24 protein-coding genes are annotated in these 22,066 nt (G+C 59.8%); 5 read left to right on the forward strand and 19 right to left on the reverse strand.

Annotation, left to right across the window (positions count from 1 at the left end; translation table 11 throughout):
- Nucleotides 1–6: 6 nt before the first annotated feature.
- The 13 genes from KX928_RS19020 to rpsM all read right to left on the reverse strand — a co-directional run bounded on the left by KX928_RS19020 (nucleotide 7) and on the right by rpsM (nucleotide 12,003).
- Nucleotides 7–1,305 carry an amino acid ABC transporter permease gene (locus tag KX928_RS19020; protein ID WP_219505830.1) on the reverse strand — a complete coding sequence of 433 codons (1,299 nt, stop codon included), beginning with the start codon at nucleotides 1,303–1,305 and terminating at the stop codon, nucleotides 7–9.
- A 3-nt stretch (nucleotides 1,306–1,308) separates the two neighbouring features.
- Nucleotides 1,309–2,529, reverse strand: coding sequence for an amino acid ABC transporter permease (locus tag KX928_RS19025; RefSeq protein WP_219505832.1), 1,221 nt, complete (start codon nucleotides 2,527–2,529; stop codon nucleotides 1,309–1,311).
- A gap of 129 nt (nucleotides 2,530–2,658) precedes the next feature.
- Nucleotides 2,659–3,675, reverse strand: a complete 1,017-nt coding sequence (locus KX928_RS19030; RefSeq protein WP_219505834.1) for an amino acid ABC transporter substrate-binding protein — start codon at nucleotides 3,673–3,675, stop codon at nucleotides 2,659–2,661.
- A gap of 190 nt (nucleotides 3,676–3,865) precedes the next feature.
- Nucleotides 3,866–4,582, reverse strand: coding sequence for an ATP12 family chaperone protein (locus tag KX928_RS19035; RefSeq protein ID WP_219505837.1), 717 nt, complete (start codon nucleotides 4,580–4,582; stop codon nucleotides 3,866–3,868).
- Nucleotides 4,579–5,253, reverse strand: coding sequence for an HAD-IA family hydrolase (locus KX928_RS19040; RefSeq protein ID WP_219505838.1), 675 nt, complete (start codon nucleotides 5,251–5,253; stop codon nucleotides 4,579–4,581). The genes KX928_RS19035 and KX928_RS19040 overlap by 4 nt, the downstream gene beginning before the upstream one ends.
- Complete coding sequence (locus tag KX928_RS19045; protein WP_219505840.1) at nucleotides 5,250–6,290, reverse strand: RluA family pseudouridine synthase; 1,041 nt, start codon at nucleotides 6,288–6,290, stop codon at nucleotides 5,250–5,252. The genes KX928_RS19040 and KX928_RS19045 overlap by 4 nt, the downstream gene beginning before the upstream one ends.
- The gene (gene crcB / locus KX928_RS19050) at nucleotides 6,287–6,667 is read right to left on the reverse strand and encodes a fluoride efflux transporter CrcB (protein WP_219505841.1); all 381 of its coding nucleotides are present in this window, start codon (nucleotides 6,665–6,667) and stop codon (nucleotides 6,287–6,289) included. The genes KX928_RS19045 and crcB overlap by 4 nt, the downstream gene beginning before the upstream one ends.
- A gap of 31 nt (nucleotides 6,668–6,698) precedes the next feature.
- Nucleotides 6,699–8,006, reverse strand: a complete 1,308-nt coding sequence (locus KX928_RS19055) for a replication-associated recombination protein A (protein WP_219505842.1) — start codon at nucleotides 8,004–8,006, stop codon at nucleotides 6,699–6,701.
- A 3-nt stretch (nucleotides 8,007–8,009) separates the two neighbouring features.
- On the reverse strand, nucleotides 8,010–9,386 hold the full coding sequence (locus KX928_RS19060; protein ID WP_219506011.1) for a trypsin-like peptidase domain-containing protein: 1,377 nt from the start codon (nucleotides 9,384–9,386) through the stop codon (nucleotides 8,010–8,012).
- Nucleotides 9,387–9,522: 136 nt separating this feature from the next.
- Nucleotides 9,523–9,942, reverse strand: a complete 420-nt coding sequence (gene rplQ, locus KX928_RS19065) for a 50S ribosomal protein L17 (protein ID WP_219505843.1) — start codon at nucleotides 9,940–9,942, stop codon at nucleotides 9,523–9,525.
- Nucleotides 9,943–10,098: 156 nt separating this feature from the next.
- Nucleotides 10,099–11,115, reverse strand: coding sequence for a DNA-directed RNA polymerase subunit alpha (locus KX928_RS19070; RefSeq protein ID WP_219505844.1), 1,017 nt, complete (start codon nucleotides 11,113–11,115; stop codon nucleotides 10,099–10,101).
- A gap of 114 nt (nucleotides 11,116–11,229) precedes the next feature.
- Entirely contained in the window at nucleotides 11,230–11,619 is a 390-nt protein-coding gene (gene rpsK / locus KX928_RS19075; RefSeq protein WP_011567694.1) for a 30S ribosomal protein S11, read from the reverse strand.
- Nucleotides 11,620–11,634: 15 nt separating this feature from the next.
- Entirely contained in the window at nucleotides 11,635–12,003 is a 369-nt protein-coding gene (gene rpsM, locus KX928_RS19080) for a 30S ribosomal protein S13 (RefSeq protein WP_219505845.1), read from the reverse strand.
- 305 nt (nucleotides 12,004–12,308) lie between these two features.
- On the opposite strand from rpsM, the gene KX928_RS19085 reads away from it, so the two are divergent.
- Nucleotides 12,309–13,202, forward strand: coding sequence for a hypothetical protein (locus tag KX928_RS19085; protein ID WP_219505846.1), 894 nt, complete (start codon nucleotides 12,309–12,311; stop codon nucleotides 13,200–13,202).
- On the opposite strand, the gene KX928_RS19090 is transcribed toward KX928_RS19085, so the two are convergent.
- The 4 genes from KX928_RS19090 to KX928_RS19105 all read right to left on the reverse strand — a co-directional run bounded on the left by KX928_RS19090 (nucleotide 13,199) and on the right by KX928_RS19105 (nucleotide 16,974).
- Nucleotides 13,199–13,843 carry an adenylate kinase gene (locus KX928_RS19090; protein WP_219505848.1) on the reverse strand — a complete coding sequence of 215 codons (645 nt, stop codon included), beginning with the start codon at nucleotides 13,841–13,843 and terminating at the stop codon, nucleotides 13,199–13,201. The two genes, KX928_RS19085 and KX928_RS19090, sit on opposite strands and share 4 nt — an antisense overlap.
- Entirely contained in the window at nucleotides 13,840–15,207 is a 1,368-nt protein-coding gene (gene secY / locus KX928_RS19095; RefSeq protein ID WP_219505850.1) for a preprotein translocase subunit SecY, read from the reverse strand. The genes KX928_RS19090 and secY overlap by 4 nt, the downstream gene beginning before the upstream one ends.
- 120 nt (nucleotides 15,208–15,327) lie before the next feature.
- Nucleotides 15,328–15,810 (reverse strand): 50S ribosomal protein L15, encoded by a 483-nt coding sequence (gene rplO, locus KX928_RS19100; RefSeq protein ID WP_219505852.1) that lies wholly within the window; start codon nucleotides 15,808–15,810, stop codon nucleotides 15,328–15,330.
- 498 nt (nucleotides 15,811–16,308) lie between these two features.
- Complete coding sequence (locus KX928_RS19105) at nucleotides 16,309–16,974, reverse strand: GntR family transcriptional regulator (protein ID WP_219505854.1); 666 nt, start codon at nucleotides 16,972–16,974, stop codon at nucleotides 16,309–16,311.
- Between the two features lie 127 nt (nucleotides 16,975–17,101).
- Here KX928_RS19105 and KX928_RS19110 point away from each other — a divergent pair, with 127 nt between their 5' ends.
- The 4 genes from KX928_RS19110 to KX928_RS19125 all read left to right on the forward strand — a co-directional run bounded on the left by KX928_RS19110 (nucleotide 17,102) and on the right by KX928_RS19125 (nucleotide 21,143).
- On the forward strand, nucleotides 17,102–18,100 hold the full coding sequence (locus tag KX928_RS19110) for a TRAP transporter substrate-binding protein (RefSeq protein ID WP_219505855.1): 999 nt from the start codon (nucleotides 17,102–17,104) through the stop codon (nucleotides 18,098–18,100).
- Between the two features lie 70 nt (nucleotides 18,101–18,170).
- Nucleotides 18,171–18,656 (forward strand): TRAP transporter small permease, encoded by a 486-nt coding sequence (locus tag KX928_RS19115; RefSeq protein WP_219505856.1) that lies wholly within the window; start codon nucleotides 18,171–18,173, stop codon nucleotides 18,654–18,656.
- 10 nt (nucleotides 18,657–18,666) lie between these two features.
- Nucleotides 18,667–19,950, forward strand: a complete 1,284-nt coding sequence (locus tag KX928_RS19120) for a TRAP transporter large permease (protein WP_219505860.1) — start codon at nucleotides 18,667–18,669, stop codon at nucleotides 19,948–19,950.
- Nucleotides 19,951–19,997: 47 nt separating this feature from the next.
- Nucleotides 19,998–21,143: an alpha-hydroxy acid oxidase gene (locus tag KX928_RS19125; RefSeq protein WP_219505861.1), complete on the forward strand. Its 1,146-nt coding sequence runs from the start codon at nucleotides 19,998–20,000 to the stop codon at nucleotides 21,141–21,143.
- Here KX928_RS19125 and KX928_RS19130 read toward each other — a convergent pair whose 3' ends face one another.
- Together KX928_RS19130 and KX928_RS19135 are read right to left on the reverse strand one after the other, a co-directional pair.
- Entirely contained in the window at nucleotides 21,144–21,563 is a 420-nt protein-coding gene (locus KX928_RS19130) for a methylglyoxal synthase (protein WP_219505862.1), read from the reverse strand.
- Nucleotides 21,544–22,062: a 2,4'-dihydroxyacetophenone dioxygenase family protein gene (locus tag KX928_RS19135; RefSeq protein WP_219505863.1), complete on the reverse strand. Its 519-nt coding sequence runs from the start codon at nucleotides 22,060–22,062 to the stop codon at nucleotides 21,544–21,546. The genes KX928_RS19130 and KX928_RS19135 overlap by 20 nt, the downstream gene beginning before the upstream one ends.
- Nucleotides 22,063–22,066: the final 4 nt, after the last annotated feature.

Below are 22,066 nucleotides of genomic sequence, written 5' to 3' on the forward strand. Positions count from 1 at the left end.
GCCTCCTTATCGGTGGTCGGTCGCGAGGCGACGTTCCAGCCATTGTGAGTATTGCGAAATGCCGTAGCAGACGATGAAAAAGAGGAGGGCCGCAAAGCCGAAAAGCTCCCAGTAAACGCCATTCCATTCGGTCGATGCAAGGATCGGCCCGCGGATCATGCCAACAAGGTCGAACATCGAAATGACCGAGACCAGCGTGGTATCCTTGAAAAGACCCACAGCCACGTTCACGATCCCCGGGATGGAGATCTTGAGCGCTTGTGGCAGGATGATCAGCCGCATCGCCTGCGGGTAATCAAGGCCAAGGCTGTCCGCGGCTTCGTACTGCCCCTTCGGCAGGGCCGCGAGGCCGCCCCGGATCACCTCGGCGATATAGGCGGCCGAGAACATGGTGATCATGATCACCACGCGCAGGAACAGGTCCACACCGGACCCGGGCGGGAAGAAATACGCCAGCATGACGTTCGCTACGAAAAGCAGGGTAATTAGCGGCACACCCCGGATGAACTCGATGAAGATCACGCAGATCCACTTGATCAGCGGCATGCTGGACTGACGCCCCAGCGCCAGCGCAATGCCAATCGGTACGGACAGCGACACGCAGGTCACCCCCAGCATCATGTTGAGCATAAAGCCCCCCATGTACCGGCTGGGCACCGCCGGAAGCATGGCGTTGGCCGATGCATCGTCCGGGATCAGCCAGCCGCCGATGATCCAGATGACGAAGGCCGCCGCAATACCGCCGAAGAACCCGGCGGCAAAGCTGCCAGCAACCAGTCGCTGGTACACCATGAACCCGCCTGCAACGCCTACCAACGCAAGGATCGGCACGAAGATCGTGCCCCCCCAGAGCAGATAATAGGCGACAAACGGGTAAATCGCCGTGAACGCCAGCAGCTTACGCGGCAGATCGAAAAACAGCACGGGTGCGGCGGCGATGAACAGCAGGATGAAGGCCAGTCCCGGGCGCCAGTACTGGTCATCGGGGTATTGGAAGCCAAAAAGCAGCTGGTTCCAGCGTTCGGACAGAACCGCAAAACAGGCCGCCGAAGCGCCGTCGAGGATATCGCGACAGGCCGCGAGGCTGGGAGCATTCCAGATACCGCCCAATATCCACGGCAGGGCCGACGACAGGATGGCATAGATAAAGTAGAGCGCCACCAGCGTCAGCAATCCGTTCAGCGGTGTCGCGAAAAGATTATCCTTCACCCATTTGGCCGGTCCCGCCGCATTGCTGGGCGGAGGGGCCATCGGGACGTCTTGTGTCCGCACGAAGGCAACGGAGTGTGCATGAGTATCCGACATGGCTCAGCGCTCCTTCAGGGCTACGGATTTGTTGTAGACGTTCATCACCGCCGAGATCAGCAACGAGATCGTCAGGTAAAACAGCATCATCAGCACCACGCATTCGATGGCGCGTCCGGTCTGGTTCAGCGTGATGCCCCCCAGTGTCGCGGTGACATCGGCATAGCCCACCAGAATCGCGAGGGAAGAGTTCTTGGTGATGTTGAGATATTGCGAGATCAACGGCGGGATGATGACCCGCAGCGCCTGTGGCAGCACCACGAGGCTCATCACGCGACCGGACCGCAGGCCAAGCGCGGAGGCCGCCTCGGTCTGGCCCCGCGATACCGCCTGTATGCCGGCACGCACGTTTTCTGCGATGAAGGCACCGGTATAGATCGACAGGGCAAACCAGATCGCGATCAGGGGCGCACCGATCTGAATGCCGCCCTTGAGGTTGAATCGGTTGGCGAGCGGATCCGGCAGGTCAAGCCCGATGGGCTGGCCCATCAGAAAGAAGATGACGATCGTGGGCACGAAGAAAATCACCAGCGATGGCCATCCCATCGGCAGCAGCTTGCCTGTCTTGTAGAGCAGGTTGGTCGCGTAGCGCCGGTAGGCAACAGTTCCGATGATGGACAGGATGAAGACCGCCACCACGACCATTGACCCCTCGCCCCAGATCGGCGCGGGGGAATAAACGCCACGGTTGGTGAAGGCAAACATGCCAAACAACATCTCGCGGTCCGGGTTTTCGCCCAGAAACGGGCGCGCGCCCGGCATCGAAACAGTCATGATGCCGTAGATGATCAGGATCCAGATCAGGACCGGAATATTGCGGAAAATCTCAACGTAAAAGGCCATGATCTTGGACACGAGCCAGTTCTTCGACAGGCGCAGCACGCCGGCAAAGACACCGAAGACAGTCGCCATCACACAGGCCAGAAAGGCGACAAGCAGCGTGTTCAGAATACCGACGATGGCGGCGCGGGCGTTTGTCGATTGGCTGGTATATTCGATCAGACGCTGGTTGATGTCATATCCCGCTGGCGCGCCAAGAAACGAGAAGTCAATTCTCAGCCCCTGGGCCTGAAGATTTGCGGCGAGATTGCTGTAGAGATAACCAACCGAAAGCGACAGAAGAATAAATGCCATCACCTGAAAGGTCATCGACCTGTACCGCGTGTCATTGATTAACATAGACAGGCGGAAGGACTCCCGTGGCGGGTCCGTCAGTGTCGTCATTGAAATTTTCCCCGTGGTTCCGACCTTTGTTTTAACGGACACTTATGCGCCTCGGTGGTCGGGTTATGGTTTTGTGGGTCGTTAAATGCGAAGGGCGCAGGATGTCCCGCGCCCTTGGCCGTTTGGTTCTTAGCGGAACGGAGGCGAGTAGATCAGACCACCGTTTGTCCACTGCGCGTTGAGGCCGCGCGCCAGACCGATCGGGGTTTCTTCGCCGATGTTCTTGGCAAAGATTTCACCGTAGTTGCCACCCGCTGCAATCGCACGCTTGGACCATTCAGCATCAAGACCGAGCATTTCGCCCAATGTGCCTTCGGTGCCCAGCAGACGCGCCACTTCGGGGTTGTTGGTGTTGGCGGCCATCTCGTTGATGTTGGTCGATGTCACGCCCAGCTCTTCAGCTGTGATCAGCGCGTTCAGCGTCCAGCGCACAACGTCACCCCATTCATCGTCGCCGTGGCGCACGAGCGGGCCCAGAGGCTCCTTGGAGATGATCTCAGGCAGCAGAACGTGGTCGCCCGGGTTCTCGAAGGTGGCACGTGTCGCGGCCAGACCAGAGGCGTCTGTCGTATACGTGTCGCAGGCACCCGCAAGATACTGCTGCTGGCCTTCCGCATTTGTCTCGATCGGCACAGGCTCGTAGCTGATGTTGTTCGCGCGGAAGAAATCCGCGAGGTTCAGCTCGGTTGTCGTCCCGGTCTGGATGCAGACGGTCGCCCCGTCAAGATCCTTTGCCGAAGACACGCCCAGCGCTTTCGGCACCATGAAGCCCTGACCGTCATAGTAATTCACACCGACAAATGTGAACTTGAGGTCCACGTCACGGCTGAAGGTCCATGTGGTGTTACGTGCCAGCATGTCAATCTCGCCCGACGCCAGCGCCGTAAAGCGTGTCTTGCCGGTTGTTGGCACGAATTCAACAGCTGTCGGGTCATTCAGAACGGCGGCGGCAACGGCACGACATACAGCGACGTCAAAGCCCTTCCATTCACCGTTCGCGTCGGGAGCCGCAAAGCCCACCAGACCGGTAGTGACGCCACAGTTGAGTTTGCCGCGTGCTTTGACGTCGTCCAACGTACCAGCAGCCGCAGCACCAGCCGAAAGGCCGGCGACGGTCAGCGCGCCAAGGATTACAGATTTTCTCATTTTTACCTCTTCCTGATTTTCCGCCGATTTCGACGGGTCGACCGGCCCTTTTTTGGCCGGAGGCGATATTGGAAGTTATTGCCTTCCAAGTGGGCGTCATACTGCTCGGATTCAGGCGAAAACGTCAAGGGCAGGCACATGAAAATCGCGCGCTCACGAGCGCAAGTTGACGCGCAGGTTACTGTTACCGCTAAAATTGAGGCTTGGAGAGGTCAAAAACCACTTTTGCGTGTTCAAAAGCGATTTGTTTGAGGGCGGCGGCGGCTTCGGCCTCGTCATCCTGCCCCCATTGCTCTGCCTGCCACAGTTCGTCGAGACGGGATATGTCCCAAATCGCACGCGATGTTTCCACATCTTGCGCAGCGGCAAAGCCAAGAATCAGCGATCCGGACAGGCTGACGAGGTCATGAAAGGCCGCAAGTTCGAAGTCTGAAAGCGCATGCACCCGATCCCGCAGGCGCGCCAGAGCCGCTCGATCCTGCGGCACATGCATCACGCCCGAACGCGCCTGCAAGGACGCACCCAATGCCGTGCGGGCCCATGCCAGCATCGGATCCCACTGCGCCGCCTGACGCGCCACGAGTTCCCTGGGCTGTTCTGCGCGATAACACAGCAGGTCGCTGTCGCCGTAATCGGCAAGCATGTCGGCAACTTCCGCACGTTGCAGTGCCACCTTGTCGAGAGCCGCGTTCGCGGTGCGCGTGAAGGGCATCATGCGCGGGTCGATCTGGTCTTCCTGCGCCTCCCACTCCGCAGCGATGGCCTCGGCAAATCCCCGGCTGGGCACCACCAGCGCGCGTTTGCCCGGCGTTTTGACCGGGCGGGAATCCAGTGTGACGGTAAACCCCTGCTCCGCCGCGATCACCTCGCTGGCTTTCCAGAAGCGCTTGGCCTTCCATTCGCTCATCGCGACGCCCTCCAGTAATCCGCAAGCGCCGCTTCCAGCGCATCAAAGCTCGCCACGATGCGCTGCGCGGCACTCAACGCCGTGACCGGGTGATACCCCCAACTGACCCCCAGACCGTGAACCCCCGCGGCATTCGCCATTTCCATATCAAAGCTCGTATCCCCGATCATCACGGTATTGACCGGTGCGACACCCGCGTCGGCCATCGCCTGCAATATCATCGACGGATGCGGTTTCGAGGGGTGGAAATCCGCAACCTGCCGGGTGACGAACAGCCCCTCCAAGGCATGCGCTTCGACCAGCTTGTCGAGCCCGCGTTTGGATTTGCCGGTTGCCACCCCCAACAGCACATCGGGCTGCGCGTTCAGCCGCGACAAGGTCTCCAGCGCGCCGGGATAAAGCGGCGAGGACCGCGCCGCCCCGGTTCTCGCCCGTAACGTGATATAGGCATCCTTGTACGCCTCCACCATGCGCGCATGATCCGCGTCGGGCGCCAGACGCGCCATCGCGACATCCAGCGACAGACCGACGATACCAAGGATCGCGCCACGCTCCGGTGCCGGCAGATCCACCGCCTCGAAGGCACAGGTCATCGCCGCCAGTATGTCGCCCTGACTGTCCACCAGAGTGCCATCAACATCAAAGATAACCAGCCGCGGATCAGCGCTCATTCAAGCGCCTCGAAGGGATCTTCCGCCGCCAGGTCCTCGGTCCAGCCGAATGTGTCCCAGCTGTGCACCATATGGTCCGGCATCGGCGCTGTTACGGTCACGATCTCGCGTGTCTCGGGATGCTCAAACCGCATCATCCGCGCATGAAGATGCAGCTTTTTTGAAATGATCCCGCCCAGTTGCGCGCCCCAGCCGTCGCCCATGTTCTCCTGCCCCGATCCGCCGTATTTGCCATCGCCGATAATCGGGTGACCGATCTCGGCCATATGCGCGCGCAACTGGTGGGTCCGGCCGGTGACAGGCTCCATCGCGACCCAAGCGGCACGCGAGGCCACCCGGTAAAGCGTGGCGTAACGCGTATGCGCACGTTTCGCGCCGGGCGTGTCATCGACTTCGCGCGGGTGGACCGCGATCATCTTTTCACCCTCGCCGCCCTTGCCATGACCGGGGGCCTTGACCAGCCCATAGCGGATTTCACCAAGGTAAGGCGTGGGAACACCGGCCACCAGCGCCCAGTAGATCTTGCGCGTGTCGCGGTGGCGCATCGCGGCGGTCAGCGCCCGGGCCGCAAGGCGTGTCCGTGCCAGCAACAAAACGCCCGAGGTGTCTTTGTCGAGGCGGTGAACCAGACGTGGTTTTTCGTCGAAACCGAACTTCAACGCCTCCGCCAAACCGTCGACATGGCGGGTCTGCTTTGATCCGCCCTGGGTAGGCAACCCCGCCGGTTTGTTCAGGGCAATCACATGATCGTCGCGGTAGATGACGCAGGATTGGATCAGCCTGGCGTCGGCATCCGATACGCGGCGCGTTTCCACCGGCGGCGCGGCCTGATCCGGCAGCGGCGGCACCCGCACCTGCTGCCCGGCCGCCAGCCGGGTCGCCGCCTTGACCCGCCCGCCATCGACACGGATTTCACCCTTGCGGCACAGCTTTTCGATCCGGCCTTGACTGATTTGCGGAAACTTCCCGCGAAACCACCGGTCCAGTCGCTGGTCCGCGTCGTCATCGGCGACAGTAAGCACCTGAACCCGGCTCACGGCAACATCCCCCGCATCATCCATAACCCCAGCATCAGGCCGGCGACCGAGAGGCCGACCGACAGCGCAATGTAAAGACCTGCGCCGCCGATATTGCCACGCTCGATCAGGGTCACCGTTTCCAGCGAAAATGCCGAAAACGTTGTGAAGCCGCCCAGCAGCCCGGTCATCACGAAGGGGCTCAGGTGCGTAAGGCCACGCTGGGCCGCCAACACCACGAAGGCGCCCATCAGGAACGACCCGACGATATTGGCCACCATGATCGCAACAGGGAAGTCGCCTGGTCCTGCCAGACGCAAGACAGACACCCCCCAGAGGAAGCGTAACGACGCGCCTATCGACCCACCAAGGGCCACCATGATCAGTGTGTTCATCATGCGCGGTCTGTCACGCACGCTTGCACAATTGTCAAGTTTCGCGCTTGGCGCGCAGCTTTGCAAAATAGTCCATGCGCTTTTTCAACTCGCGCTCGAACCCCCGCTCGACGGGAGCATAGAGCGTGGGCCGGTCCATCTTTTCGGGAAAATAGTTCTGGCCGGAAAACCCGTCTTCCGCATCGTGATCGTAGGCGTACCCCGCCCCGTAGCCCTGATCCTTCATCAGGGAGGTCGGCGCGTTCAGGATATGTTTCGGCGGCGGCTCCGACCCGGTCTGCTTTGCGGCAGCCCGCGCGCCCTTATAGGCGACATAGGCGGCGTTTGATTTCGGGGCAAGCGCGAGATAGGCCAGCGCCTGCGCCAGTGCCAGCTCCCCCTCCGGCGACCCGAGCCTTTCGTAGGTTTCCCACGATTGCAAGCAAATCGCCTGTGCCTGCGGGTCGGCCAGCCCGATATCCTCCACCGCCATGCGGGTGATCCGCCTGGCCAGGTAGCGCGGGTCCTCGCCCCCCTCCAGCATCCGCGCAAACCAGTAGAGGGCTGCGTCCGGATCTGACCCGCGCACCGATTTATGCAGCGCGGAGATCAGGTTGTAATGCGCATCCCCACCCTTGTCATATTGCGCCGCCCGCCGCATCAACCGCGCCGACAGGGCCGCCGTGTCCAGCTTGCCCTCGATCTTCCACGCCGCCACCTGTTCAATCAGGTTCAGCAGGGCGCGCCCGTCGCCGTCCGCCATCTCCAGCAGCGTCTCGCGCGCAGCCCCGTCCAGCGGCAGCGCCTGGCCTAATTCCCGCTCTGCCCGCTGGGCCAGCCGCTCCAGATCGCTCAGGGGCAGGCGTTCCAGCACCAGCACCTGCGCCCGGCTCAACACCGCCGCATTCAGCTCAAAGGAAGGGTTTTCCGTGGTCGCCCCCACCAGCAGGATCGTGCCATCCTCCATATGCGGCAGAAATCCGTCCTGCTGGGCCTTGTTGAAACGGTGGATTTCATCGACGAACAGCAAGGTGCCCTGGCCATTCTGGCGCCGGATCTTGGCCGCTTCAAACACCTTTCGCAGGTCAGGCACGCCGGTGAAAATGGCGCTGATCTGCACGAAATGCAGCTCCGTTTCATGCGCGAGCAACCGCGCAATGGTGGTTTTCCCGACCCCCGGAGGCCCCCAGAAAATCAGCGATCCCAACGCGCCGGAGGCCAGCATCACCGTCAGCGGCGCCTCGGGGCCCAATATCAGCGACTGGCCAATGACCTCCGACAGGCTCTGCGGCCGCAACCGGTCTGCCAGCGGGCGGTGCCCGGAGACCGGCGGCGCGGCGTCGCTGGAAAACAGATCAGCCAAGGATTATACCCCGAACCGCAAAACGAAGCGCCGCGCGCCCCGGGTCACGGTCAGCGCATACCCGCGGGCGCGGGTTTCCAGGGCGGCGGCAACCTCGCGCGGTCTGGTAACCGCCCGGTCGTTCACCGCTGCGATCACATCTCCTGTCTGCAACCCCACACGCCGCCCCAGACGTCCCGCCTCCGTCACTACGACACCGGCACTTTCCAACGGCAGATTATACTCCGCAATCACCGCCGGGTTGATCCGTGCCAGCGCCAGCCCCTCAAGCAACTGGCCCGCGGTCAAGGTCAGCGCCGCGCGGTCCGGTGTGTCGGGGGCCTGTAACAGGAACACGTCCGCTTCGGCCCGCTGCCCGTTTCGCATGTATGAAATCCGCGCCACTTCACCCAGCCCGGTCACGCTCATCCGGTAAACCATTTCGGAAGGCGTGTTCACCGGCTGCCCGTTGACCGCGACGATCACGTCACCGGTGCCGATACCCGCCTGGGCAAAGGGGCTGATAGGATGCAGCGCCGAGACGATGATCCCCCCGGGGCGATCCAGGCCAAAGGCCTCGGCAATTTCAGCGTCAACCGGCTGGCCGTTCATCCCCGCCCAGGGTTTCTCAAAGACAGTCTTGCCCTGCTTGGCCTGCGTCATGAAGGCCGCGACCAGATCAGACGGGATCGCAAATCCAATACCGTTTGACCCGCCAGACCGGGTCAGGATCGAGGTGTTGATCCCGATCAACTGGCCCGACATGTCGATCAGTGCGCCGCCGGAATTGCCCGGATTGATCGGGGCATCGGTCTGGATGAAATAGCCGCGTCCGCTGCCCGTCGCGGCACCAGACCGCGCCAGCCCCGACACGATGCCGCTGCTCACGGTTTGCCCCACCCCGAACGGGTTGCCGATGGCCAGCGCCAGCTCTCCGACCTCGACAGTGTCCGATCTGCGCAGCGGTAAAAAGGGCAAACCGCCGGCATCCTCCAGCTGAAGAATGGCCAGATCGCTTTCCGCGTCCGCCAGCAGGACACGCGCGGAAAACTCCCGCCGGTCGGCCAGCACAACCCGAATCTCCGTGGCCATGCCAACGACATGGAAGTTCGACACGACAATCCCGTCATCCGACAGGATCACCCCCGACCCCAGAGAGTTCTGCACCCGCGGCTGCACCGGCCCGAAATCCCGGAAAAACCGCTCGAAAAACGGATCGCTCTGCAACGGGGTGCGCCGCGGCGCCGTCATGATCCTGGCGTAAATATTCACCACTGCGGGCGTCGCCTGCTTGACCAGCGGAACAAAGCTCAGCTGCATCTGCGCGGTACTCTGCGGCACCTGCTGCGCGGCAAGGGGCGCCGCAAGAAACAGCGCGAAAATGACAAGGAGTATTCTCATATCCCAGATATGCGCCTTGCTGCCGACCATCGCAACGCCCCCGCTTCTCTGGTTTCTAAATATCCCCGCCGGAGGCATAAAAAAAGCCCTTGTCCATCGGGACAAGGGCCTCGGCCAGACGCAGTTTGCGCGGACCCTATTCTTCTGCGGCTTCTTCCGCGGCCAGACGCGCCTTGTCGCCTGCGCCCTTGGCATCCCGGTCACGATCGACAAACTCGATGATCGCCATCGGTGCCATGTCGCCGTAACGGAACCCCGCTTTCAGCACGCGCACATATCCGCCCTGGCGGTCCTTGTACCGGGGGCCCAGCACGTCGAAAAGCTTGCTGACATACTGGTCCTGCTTCAGCTTTGCAGCCGCCTGACGGCGGGCATGCAGATCGCCCCGTTTGGCCAGCGTGATCATCTTCTCGATGATCGGACGCAGTTCCTTGGCCTTGGGCAGCGTTGTCTTGATCTGCTCATGCTCGATGAGCGAGCCGGCCATATTCGCCCAAAGCGCCTTGCGGTGCTCATGTGTGCGGTTCAGGCGGCGGTATCCACGTGCGTGACGCATTTATCTTCTCCTAATCGTGCCCTCTACGGGCGGTTTTGCTTTGTCTGACCGGGTGATGCGTGTCACCCGGTTCTCCTTGGGGTCTTGCGACCCAGGTATTCCCCGCCAGCGCGGGCATTGTCCCGCCAGAGGCGGGCGTCTTGGTGAAGACCCCTTCTAGAAGGAATCTTCGAATTTCTTGGCCAGATCCTCGATGTTGTCTGGCGGCCAGTCCTCGACGTCCATGCCGAGGTGCAGGCCCATGCCCGACAGCACTTCCTTGATCTCGTTCAGCGACTTGCGCCCAAAGTTCGGTGTGCGCAGCATTTCCGCTTCGGTCTTCTGGATCAGGTCGCCGATGTAGACGATGTTGTCGTTCTTCAGACAGTTCGCAGAGCGCACCGACAGTTCCAGCTCGTCCACCTTCTTCAGCAGCAGCGGGTTGAACTCAAGACCATCATCCTCATCCGCGCGGGAGGCGGATTCAGGCTCTTCGAAATTCACGAAGATGCCCAGCTGATCCTGAAGGATGCGCGCCGCAAAGGCCACCGCGTCATCCGGCGTGATCGACCCGTCGGTTTCCACTTTCATGGTCAGCTTGTCGTAATCCAGCACCTGGCCCTCGCGGGTCGGCTGCACGTCATAGCTCACCTTCTTGACCGGCGAATAGATCGCGTCGATCGGGATCAGGCCGATGGGCGCGTCTTCCGGCTTGTTCTTCTCGGCGGAAACGTACCCCTTGCCCTGGTTGACGGTCAGTTCCATGTAGAGGTCCGCGCCATCGTCAAGGTGGCAGATCACATGCTCGCGGTTCAGCACTTCGATCCCTGCGGAATCGGAAATGTCACCCGCCGTTACGACACCCGGCCCCTTGGCAGAGATCGACAGGCGCTTCGGCCCTTCGACTTCCATGCGCAGGCTGACGCCCTTGAGGTTCAGGATGATGTCGGTCACATCTTCACGCACACCGGCGACAGAGGAAAACTCGTGCAGCACGTTGTCGATCTGTACGGAGGTGATCGCCGCGCCCTGCAGCGAACTCATCAGCACACGGCGCAGCGCGTTGCCCATTGTCAGGCCGAAACCGCGCTCCAGCGGCTCGGCCATGACGACGGCCTGACGTGCCGGATCATTGCCCGGTTTGACGTCCAGTTGTTGTGGCTTGATCAGTTCAGCCCAATTCTTGTGGATCATGCGTCCCTCCATTCTTGTCTGCGCCCCATGTCCGAAAGGTGCAGACGCTCGAGGTTTCTAAAAAGCGGATGGGGGCCGCGTGCACACCACGTGGCCCCACAAAGTTTTGAGTGCTTATACGCGGCGGCGCTTTGGCGGGCGGCAGCCGTTGTGCGCCATCGGCGTCACATCACGGATCGAGGTGATGTTGAACCCGGCAGCGGCCAATGCGCGCAGGGCGCTTTCACGACCCGAACCCGGGCCCTGCACTTCGACTTCCAGCGTCTTCACGCCATGTTCCTGTGCCTTACGGCCCGCATCCTCTGCCGCCATCTGGGCCGCATAGGGTGTGGATTTCCGTGAGCCCTTGAAGCCCATGGTGCCCGCAGACGACCAGGAGATCGCATTGCCCTGCACATCCGAGATCAGGATCTTGGTGTTGTTGAAGGAGCTGTTCACATGCGCCACACCTGCGGCAATGTTCTTGCTGGCCTTTTTCTTAACGCGTACTTTATCACGTGCCATCGGTCAGACCCTCCCTTATTTCTTCTTACCGGCAATGGCCTTCGCGGGGCCTTTGCGGGTACGAGCGTTGGTATGGGTGCGCTGACCACGAACCGGCAGGTTACGGCGGTGGCGCAGGCCACGGTAGCAACCAAGGTCCATCAGGCGCTTGATGTTCATCTGCGTGTCGCGGCGCAAATCGCCTTCGACGGTGTAATTGGCATCGATGTGCTCGCGCACGGCCAGTACTTCCGCGTCAGACAGTTCGTTGACCCGGCGGGCCGCGTCGATACCGACAGCTTCGCAAATCGCTTTCGCGGAGGCGTTGCCGATACCGGTGATATATGTGAGGGCGATGGGAACCCGCTTTGCAGTCGGGATGTTTACGCCGGCAATACGTGCCACGTGTCTATTTCCTTTTCGTTGCGGGTCCGTAATTCCAGACCCTTTTTTCACAACGTAAGCCCGAGGCGTTTCCTGCCATCGGGCGTCAGCTGATCAGGTGATCTCGCGCCACAGGAGCGACCTGCCTTGCGATTTGATTCTCTGTCGAGATAGCGCGTGTTATGGGCTTTTTAGGATGGCGTCAACCCGTCTGGCCGGTCAGATGCCGCGCGAGCGAAAGACCGGCAGCACCGCCAGGACACTGGACGGCAATTACCACCTCAGGTAGCATGATCCGAAGCGCTCCAGAACTTGGAATATCCGGCATGAAAACCGCCCGCCCCCGCAAGCCTGCCGCCGTTGCGACCGCGTCACCGAAGCCCGCCACCGCGCCCCGCCGCACCGCGGGAACTGACCCATTGGCGGCCCTGCGGCAAAGCGCCGACAAAAGCCCCGCCGTCAGCCAGTTGCAAACCCTGCAACGGCGCGCCACGGCGGTGGTTCAGCGCGAGGTTGACACCAGTTCCAGCCCGTTCCTGCCCGATTATGACGCAGACGAAACCCCCGCCTGGGACGACAGCGACAAGGGGCTCGATCCCTGGACCATCACCGAATACCTCGGCACCGAGGTCGCGGTGATGTGCAGCATCGCCGACAAAAAGATCGGCAGCGTCTATTTCACCGACGGGCGCGCGCGCTCAACCCATCCCTCCGGTGCGAAATCCTCCCCCCACGATCCCGCCTCCAGCCGGCAATTCCATGTCGACTGGACCGCCGCTGTCACGCAGTTCAAGAGCGAACATCCCGGGCACCTGAAAAAGGTCGGCAAAAAACAGTACGTCCATGACCTGCGGCGTTGGGTGGCCGCTCAGGTCACCGGCGCCGACATCGATCCGAAACCCACCTGGTTCCTGTCCGAAATCACCGGGCCCGAAGATGCCTACACCTCCCCCGAAGACGCGCCGCAGCCCGGTGCCAAGCTGTTTGAGGTATTCTTCGACGATAAGAACGCGGTCTCCAACACGCATCCGTCGCGCGGCGTTGCGGTGAAATACAACCTGACGCGCGAGGAGATCATGCACATCCGGGCCGCCGCGAAGGTCGCCGATGCGGCGAAAGGTGCGCGCCGCAAGAACGCGGCCTTTTATGCCTATGTTATCCAGCATGTGCCGCGGTTGGCGGGAGACATCCGCAAACCATCGGACATCAAGTACCGTTAGCTGTCCAGCACGGCCTTGATCTCGCCCTGAACAGCGCCGATCGCGCCCAGCCCGTCAACGCGGGACAGCATGCCCTTGGCATAGTAATAGCCGATCAGCGGCGAGGTCTGCTTGTAGTATTCCATCAGGCGGGTCTTGAGGCTTTCCTCATTGTCATCCGCCCGGCGTTTGAATTCGGTGCCGCCGCAGTTGGTGCATTTGCCATCCGCCGGGATCGGCTTGGTGTTGTCGTTATAGACCTCACCGCACATGCCGCAGGTCGACCGCGCCACGATCCGCGCGACAAGCGCCGCATCATCGACCCGCATTTCGATCACCGCATCCAGCGTTTCGCCTTCGGCCTCCAGCAACTCGCCCAACGCGTCGGCCTGTGCCAGCGTCCGGGGAAAGCCGTCGAAGATGAAGCCGTTGGCCTTCACCGTCTCCAGCTTCTCGCGGATCAGGCCGATCACGATCTCGTCGGTGACAAGCGCGCCGCGCGCCATCACGTCCGCCACCACTTTGCCCATTTCCGTGCCGGAGTCCTTGGCCTCGCGCAGCATGTCACCGGTGCTCAGCTGCACCATGCCGCGTGTCTCTACAAGGTGGCGCGCCTGCGTCCCCTTACCGGCCCCGGGAGGCCCCAGCAGTATTATATTCATCGGCGGACGGGGCTCCGTTTCTTGCGAGGTTTGCCGCCGGTCTTGCCGCGCAGTTGCGACTTCTCAAGCAGGCCTTCGTATTGGTGTGCCAGAAGGTGGCTTTGCACCTGTTGAATGGTGTCCATTGTCACCGAGACCACGATCAGCACCGAGGTGCCGCCGAAATAGAACGGGATCGCGAATTGCCCGCGCAGGATTTCCGGCAGAAGGCAGACCGCCGCAAGATACCCCGAGCCGAGCACCAGCACCCGGTTGACCACGTATTCGAGGTATTCGGAGGTCTTCTTGCCGGGCCGGATGCCGGGGACAAAGCCGTTCTGGTTCTTTAGGTTATCCGCCACATCGTCAGGTTTGAAGCTCACGTTGAACGTGTAGAAATAGGCAAAGAAGATGATCATGGCGACGAAGAACAGCAGATACATCGGCTGACCCGGGCCAAAATTCGCCAGCAGCCAGGACATCACCGGATTGGTGGAATTGCCCGAGAAGGTCGAGATCGTGACCGGCAGCAACAGCAGGGACGAGGCAAAGATCGCCGGGATCACGCCCGCCGGGTTGACCTTGACCGGCAAGTGGCTGGACCCGCCGTCATAGACCTTCATGCCCACCTGGCGGCGGGGATACTGGATATGGATCTTGCGCAACGCACGTTCCATGAAGACCACGAACATGATTGTCCCGATCACCATGATCAGCACGCCGATGATCACCGCCGGGCTGATTGCACCGGAACGTCCCTGGCTGAAGAACTGCGCGATGGCGGCGGGCACTTCGGCAATGATGCCGACAAAGATGATCAGCGAGATGCCGTTGCCGATGCCGCGCGCGGTGATCTGCTCGCCCAGCCACATCAGGAACATGGTGCCGCCGACCAGCGTGATCAGGCAGGACATGCGGAAAAAGAGGCCCGGATCGGTGACGATATCGCCCGCTTCAAGCGAGACCGCCAGCCCGTAGGCCTGCAATGTTGCCAGTGCCACGGTGCCGAAGCGCGTGTACTGGTTGATTTTCTTGCGGCCCTGCTCGCCTTCTTTCTTCAGCTGTTCCAGCGACGGCACCATCGAGGTCAGCAGCTGCACGATGATCGAGGCCGAGATATAGGGCATGATGCCAAGGGCAAAGATGCCCATCCGCCCCAGCGCGCCGCCGGTGAACATGCTGACCATGCCGCCGATGCCCTGGCCTGCCTGCTCCATGAACTCGCGCAGGGCGACACCGTCGATGCCCGGCACCGGGATGAAGGTGCCCAGACGGTAGACGATCAGCAGACCAAGGGTGAAGAGGATGCGGTTGCGCAGGTCCGTCGCCTTGCCCAGCGCGGACCAGCTGGTGTTGGCGGCCATGTTCTCAACGGCAGATACCATGAAGGGCTCTCTTTCGATACGGACACGCCGCCCGGGCCGTTTTCCGGCGGGCGGCGTGAAGGAAAACTCAGAAGTCTATGTAAGCGGCGATGTCGCCGCCCACAAGTCCAATCCTGGTGCTCAAGCTTCCGCTTCAGCCGCCGCCGGTGCTGCCACGGTCAGCGCACCGCCCGCTTTGGCCACCGCGTCGATGGCGGATTTGGACGCGCCCGTGACCTCGATGGTCAGTTTGCCGGTCACCTCACCCTTTGCCAGAACGCGGATACCGTCCAGTTTGCGGCGCACGAGGCCGCTTTCGATCAGCACATCCTCGGTGATCGCTTTCTTGGCGTCGATCTTCTTTGCGTCCACGAATTTCTGGATCAGGCCGAGGTTCACAACTGCGTATGATTTGCGGTTTGGCTTGTTGAAGCCACGCTTCGGCAGACGTTGGTAGAGCGGCATCTGCCCGCCTTCATACCCGTTGATCGCCACGCCCGAGCGGGATTTCTGACCTTTGATCCCGCGGCCACCCATTTTACCGGTGCCAGAACCCGGGCCACGGCCCACGCGCTTGCGTTTCTTGGTTGCGCCTGCGTTGTCAGACAGTTCATTCAGTTTCATTGTCGCTTCTCCTTTGGCCGGATGTACCCCCCAGCGACGGGAGCGGGCAAACACGGCGTTTCGATTCAATGATCACCGTTGGAGTGATCGTGGGCGTATAGACTTGGTTTGTGATAGGATCAAGGGTCAGTTTGATCTCTGAGGCAGCTTGAAGAACTTCAATTGTGTTTCTAGCAGCAATGTCAGTTGTGCGGGACAAACCACCATTTCGCTGCACTTGCGCCAATGTCTGGTTCAGAAGGTTTTGCGAACCTTCAGGTTGGTTTGCACATGATTTGCACACTTTCACTGCCAACGATCATGACTTAGCGGGATAGTCAGTCCATTCCTACATCGGTGATGATGTGGATGGAGGCTTATACCGCATCCCGGCAATCAATGCTGACGTCGATTTTCATTGACTGACCGGCGAATGGCGTCCGAACTTCGCAGAGTCTGTCTAGTGGTGACAATGGTTGATACATCAATCCGTTGGCGATCAAGGTGTGTTTTACAATCCTACTTAACCCCAACCAAATCGGAGTATGAACGCTCGCCCCGCGTGATTTGTCGTTTGAGTACGTCCTTGGCTGGTTTCACCTTACCTTCGTGCAGAAGGGTCGTAATGGCTTCATGCTCCTTGAATGATTTTGCTGTCCGCTCGGAACGCCTGGACAGATACGTTCGCATGGTGCGGACGATGTCGCCGACTTTTTGATATCCATCCCGCAAGTAGTTGTTTCCACAATGCCGGAAAAAGGCATCGTGAAATTCAGCGTCAAACTTCAGATATTGCTCGAAGGAGTTGGCAGCGCGGGCGTCAGACATCTTTGAGACAATATCGTCAAGCTCTGCCAGCAGAGCGTCGCGGTCCGCAGCGAGCGCTTGGTCCAATGCGGCGGTTTCGAGGATCAGCCTGTACCGGCAGAGTTGAACCACATCGTCCTGCGACAAAGAGAAAACAAAGGCGCCCCGGTGCGGAATGACCTGGACAAGACCCTGAAGGTTGAGCGCGGCCAACGCCTCACGAATCGGAGTTTTGCTGATACCCATGAGCTCCGAAAGCTTCGCCTCTTGCAGTGACTCACCCAATCGAAATGTGCCGGTGACAATAGCTTGCCGAATGTGGTCTTCGGCAATTTTACTCAACGATTCAGGACGCTTGATCTGCAATGGGTCTGCCATACTCACCTCTTTTTTCTTGGGCCACCTTAGCACGATCTCAAAAGCTGTCTTGATTTATATATTGTATCTGATATATCAGATCGAAAATTAACAAATCAAACCATCGCTCAACCCCCGGGAGGACATTATGTTCAAAAGACCTACAATCGCACTCAGCCTTGCCCTGGCAGCCGGACTTGCATTTGCAGCATCCGCTGAGACCGTCATCAAGGTCGGTCATGGCGCCGCCGAAGCGTTCCACATGCATCGTGCGCTCCTGAAATTCGAAGAACTTGTCGAAGCCGGGTCAAACGGTGAAATCGACGTGCAAATCTTCCCGTCCTCCCAAATGGGCCCCGACCGAGAGATGATCGAAGGCGTTCAAACCGGTGTTCTGGAAATGGCGATCCCGCCTTCCTCCTTCTTTGCAGGCTGGGATCCGGCTTTTGCGGTGATTGAACTTCCTTACATGTACGCCTCCAAGGACATTGCCTTTGACGTGCTGGACGGCGCTGCCGGTGATCAGATGCTGGAACGGGTCGAAAGCCAGGGCCTCGTGGGTCTTGGCTGGCTGGAACTGGGGGTCCGCAACGTTACCAACAACGTCCGCCCCGTCGCGACACCCGAAGATCTTGAAGGCGTAAAGCTGCGTACGATGAAAGTACCGGCGCATGTTGCCACATTCGAGACGCTCGGGGCCAACCCAACGCCGATGAACTTTGGCGAGGTTTACTCCGCCCTCCAGCAGGGCGTGATTGACGGGCAGGAAAACCCGCTGGCGATCATTACCTCCCAGCGGTTCTATGAGGTGCAGAAGTATCTTTCGACAACCGGTCACGTGTTCGCGGTCTATATGCCTGTCATGTCACAGTTCTTCTATGACAGCCTGTCCGCTGAACACCAACAGCTGGTCAAAGACTCGATGGCAGCCGCTCGCGTGTATCAAGCAGAGTTGGTCGCCGCCGAAGATGCCGCACAGCTGGAACAGATCCGCGCCGCTGGTGTCGAGGTTCTGGAACTGACAGCCGAGCAACGTCAGGCATTTGCAGATAAGACCGAAAGCGTGCGCCTGCAGTATCGCGAAGAGGTCGGGACGGAAGCCTACGACGCGTGGGTGGCAGCTGTGGCAGACGCGAGCGGAAGCTGATTTTCGGACAATTCAGGGCATCCGCGCCACACAAAGCGCGGGTCCCTCTTCGTTTAAGGGGAGGTAAACGATGTCACTTGTCAAATGGATCGATCTGAATATTGAAAAAGTTATGGCCAGCACGCTGCTGGCGGCCATTGTTGTGCTGATCTTCGGCAATGTCTTCATGCGCTACGTCATGAATGCCTCGCTGTCGTGGGGCGAGGAGCTGACGCTCTGGCTGTTTGTCTGGTTTGTGTGGCTTGGTGTCAGTTACGCGTTCCATACCGGTGACCATGTACGGATAACAGTCCTGCGCGACATTCTGAGCGACCGGGCACGACTTGTTGCAGATGTCGTGATCGCGCTTCTCGTCCTCGGGTTTCTTGTCATGCTGACAATCGAGTGCATCAAGCTGATCATGTTGCCGTTTGTGGCAAGCCAGACATCCGTCGTTCTCGGGCTGCCGATCCCGATCCTCTATGCCTCTGCCCCGGTCGGCGCAGCCCTTTCCGCGATCCGTGTCATCCAACATTTGATCAGAACGCTGCGACTGATCGCACAAACCAAAGCGTGAGGGTTTTCCAATGCTGGCTACAGCTCTCTTCCTGACCCTCCTTGCCCTCCTGCTCTTCAGCGTACCCATCGGCATTTGCCTTGGCCTTGCAACCATGATCGTGATGATCTTCGTCGATGGCACGCCGCCTATGGTGCTTCTGGCACGGTCAGTCGTAACAGGCGCGGATTCCTTTCCATTGATCGCTGTGCCGCTTTTCATTCTGGCTGGCGATTTGATGCAGCACGGAGGCATGTCGCGGCGTCTGGTGGGTTTTGCCAACGCTCTGATCGGCCACATCCGAGGCGGGTTGGCCTATGTGAACGTGCTGGCATGCGTCTTCTTTGCGGCCATCTCCGGCTCGTCCCCGGCAACTGTGGCCGCCATCGGGTCGAACATGATCCCCGAGATGGAAAAGGTCGGATACACGCGCAGGTTCAGTGGTGCGCTGACCGCATCTTCCGGCATGATCGGGGTTATGATCCCGCCAAGTATTCCGTTTATCATCTATGGCGTGACCGCCGAGGTTTCGATCGGAAAACTGTTCCTTGCGGGCGTCATTCCGGGTGTTCTCTTTGCGCTGATGTTCATGCTGGTTGCCCGCTTTTTGTTGCGCAACGATGAGGTTGTTCAGCAATCCACCACCACATTCTCCGGTCCAGGCGTCTGGCAAAGCTTCAAGACATCGATCTGGGCGCTTCTCGTACCGGTGATCATTCTTGGCGGCATCTACAGCGGCATCTTCACCCCAACCGAGGCAGGCGCCGTCGCGGTGGTTTATGCTGCCATCATCGGTATTTTTGTCTACGGCGATATCACCGCCAAGGACCTGCCCGAAATTCTCGCAGGGTCGGCAAAGACCAGCGGCACTATTCTTGTCCTGGTGATCATGGCCACTGCCTTTGGCAGGCTGATCACTCTGGCGCGGATACCCACTGAACTGGCGACGACAATTACCAGCCTCTCTGACAATCCGATCATCATCCTTTTGTTGATCAACCTGTTGCTGTTGGTGATCGGCATGTTCATGGAGACGATTTCATCAATCATCATCATGACACCAATCCTGTTGCCGGTGGCAACCGCCCTGGGTGTCGATCCAATTGCCTTCGGCGTTATCCTGACGGTCAATCTGGCGATCGGATTTTGCACACCGCCGCTGGGTGTGAACCTCTTTGTGGCGAGCAGCATCTCGAAAGTGTCCATTGAGAAACTCAGTCAGGCGATCTTGCCCTTTTTTGTCGGCATGCTGATCCTGCTGATGCTTATCACCTATGTTCCGGCGATTTCCTTGGCTTTGCCGTCCCTTTGGTGATCGGTCCGGGGCCTGCGGGCGCAATGACACAAGGTTGGAGATATTAGATGGATCTGGATCTGTCACACCCGTCGATTGAAGATCTGCGGATCGCCGCGCGCAGGCGCATCCCAAAATTCGCTTTCGAGTATCTCGACAGCGCAACGGGGCGGGAATTGGGGTTGAAGGTGAACCGCGATGCGCTTGATGCGATTGGGTTCATGCCAAGTGTTCTGTGCGGTCGCACAAAGGCTGACCTTCGGACAAGCCTGCTGGGCCAGTCATATGATCTGCCGTTTGGGATTGCACCCGTGGGCATGTCTGGTTTGATGTGGGCCGGGGCCGAGAGGCTGCTGGCCAAGGCGGCGGTGGCGCACAACATTCCATTTTCGTTGTCCAGCGTGGCGGTAGCATCGCCTGAAGACGTAGCGCCGCACATTGGCATCAATGGCTGGTTCCAGCACTACCCCGTCAACTCCGGCGATTTGCGCCGCAAGATGATGCCCCGGATCAAGGCCGCGGGCTTTCACACGCTGATCATCACCGTGGATGTTCCCGAAGAAAGCCGACGCGAACGACAAAGGCGCGCCAACCTGACCGTTCCGCCCAAGGCTGACCTGCGCACGCTTGTCGAAATGGCGTTGCGGCCTGCATGGTGTCTTGCCCATCTGCGCGAAGGGATCATGCCGCGCATGCGGTTCTTTGACGACTACGTGCCTCAGCGCGGAAGGGAGAGCTTTACCCATGCCGGTGCCCTGATCCGGGGGATTCCGGACTGGCAATACCTGAGCGAATTGCGGGAAGAATGGGATGGGCAGTTGATCGTCAAGGGGGTTCTGCGGCCCGAAGATGCCAAACGAATGGTCAATGAAGGCGTGGATTGCATTTGGGTGTCGAACCACTCCGGGCGCCAATTTGAAGCGGGACCGGCGGTGATTGATCAGTTGCCGAAAATCCGCGAAACGGTCGGACCAGATATCCCGCTTATCTACGATTCTGGCGTGGCATGGGGGCTCGACGTCATGCGTGCTTTGTCCAAGGGCGCGGATTTCGTGATGGTGGGCCGCGCGTTTCAGTATGCGGTTGCCGCCTTTGGCGCCAAGGGTATCGACCACCTGATTCACATTCTGAAAGCGGATATCAAGGCGAACATGAGCCAGCTCGGCGTTGAAAGGCTTGATCAATTGGCCGACTATTTTCTGACGGACAATTAGTCAGACCGCCCGTGCGGCATCGATGTCTTTGCCAAGAAGACCGTTCAAAATAAGATCGGCCGTCGATCGGGAACATGCCATCGGCAAGTCATAGACCGTCGCCAAACGGGTCAAGGCCTTAACGTCGACGTCATGTGGCATGGGTGACAGCGGATCGACAAAAAAGATCAGCGCATCCAGCCTGTCTTCGCATATCATCGCCCCAATCTGTTGGTCCCCGCCAAGAGGGCCGCTTTTCAGGCATGTCACATCAAGGTCCGGAAACGCCTCTTTGATCCGGCTACCTGTGGTTCCGGTCGAAAAGACGCGCACATCCGACAGGCGAGCCTTGTGAAGGCCCACCCACGCAACGATTTCGCCTTTGCGGGCATCATGCGCGACAAAGGCAAATCGCAGTCCATCACCGGATGAATTGGTCAACGTAGTCTTCCCCTAGGCCAACCTCTTGAAAATGTTTGCGGCACAAATCAATCTTGGTGAAGACATCTTCGTACCCTTGCACCTCACCCCAAGGGTCGACGTAGCACATGACGCCGTTGACCTGGAAATAGGTGATCATCTCTTCGACGTCGTCTGGTACGACAAGTGTATGTGTCTCTCCTGGTGGCTCATAAACATAGCCGCCTTCTTCGGCGACCCAGTCATGTTCAAGATAATGCCAGCGCCCTTTCAGGACAAAGCCGTGGACAGGCTGGGGGTGGCGGTGCCGCGACAGGACACCGGCTTTGCGCACCTTCAACAGGTTCATCCAATACCCCTGTGAGCGGTTCAGGCAAAGCGGCCGGAACCACACGTTTTCAGCCTGTGGAACCCAGAGCCTTTCGTCTTCGCTGACCGCATTCGGGATCACGATTTCTTCCTGCGCATCCTTTGGGAAGGGCAGTTGATAAGGCATTCGGGCGGTGTCTTCGTCTTTCATTTGT

It is taken from the genome of Roseobacter insulae, assembly GCF_019375555.1.
Classification (GTDB): domain Bacteria; phylum Pseudomonadota; class Alphaproteobacteria; order Rhodobacterales; family Rhodobacteraceae; genus Roseobacter; species Roseobacter insulae.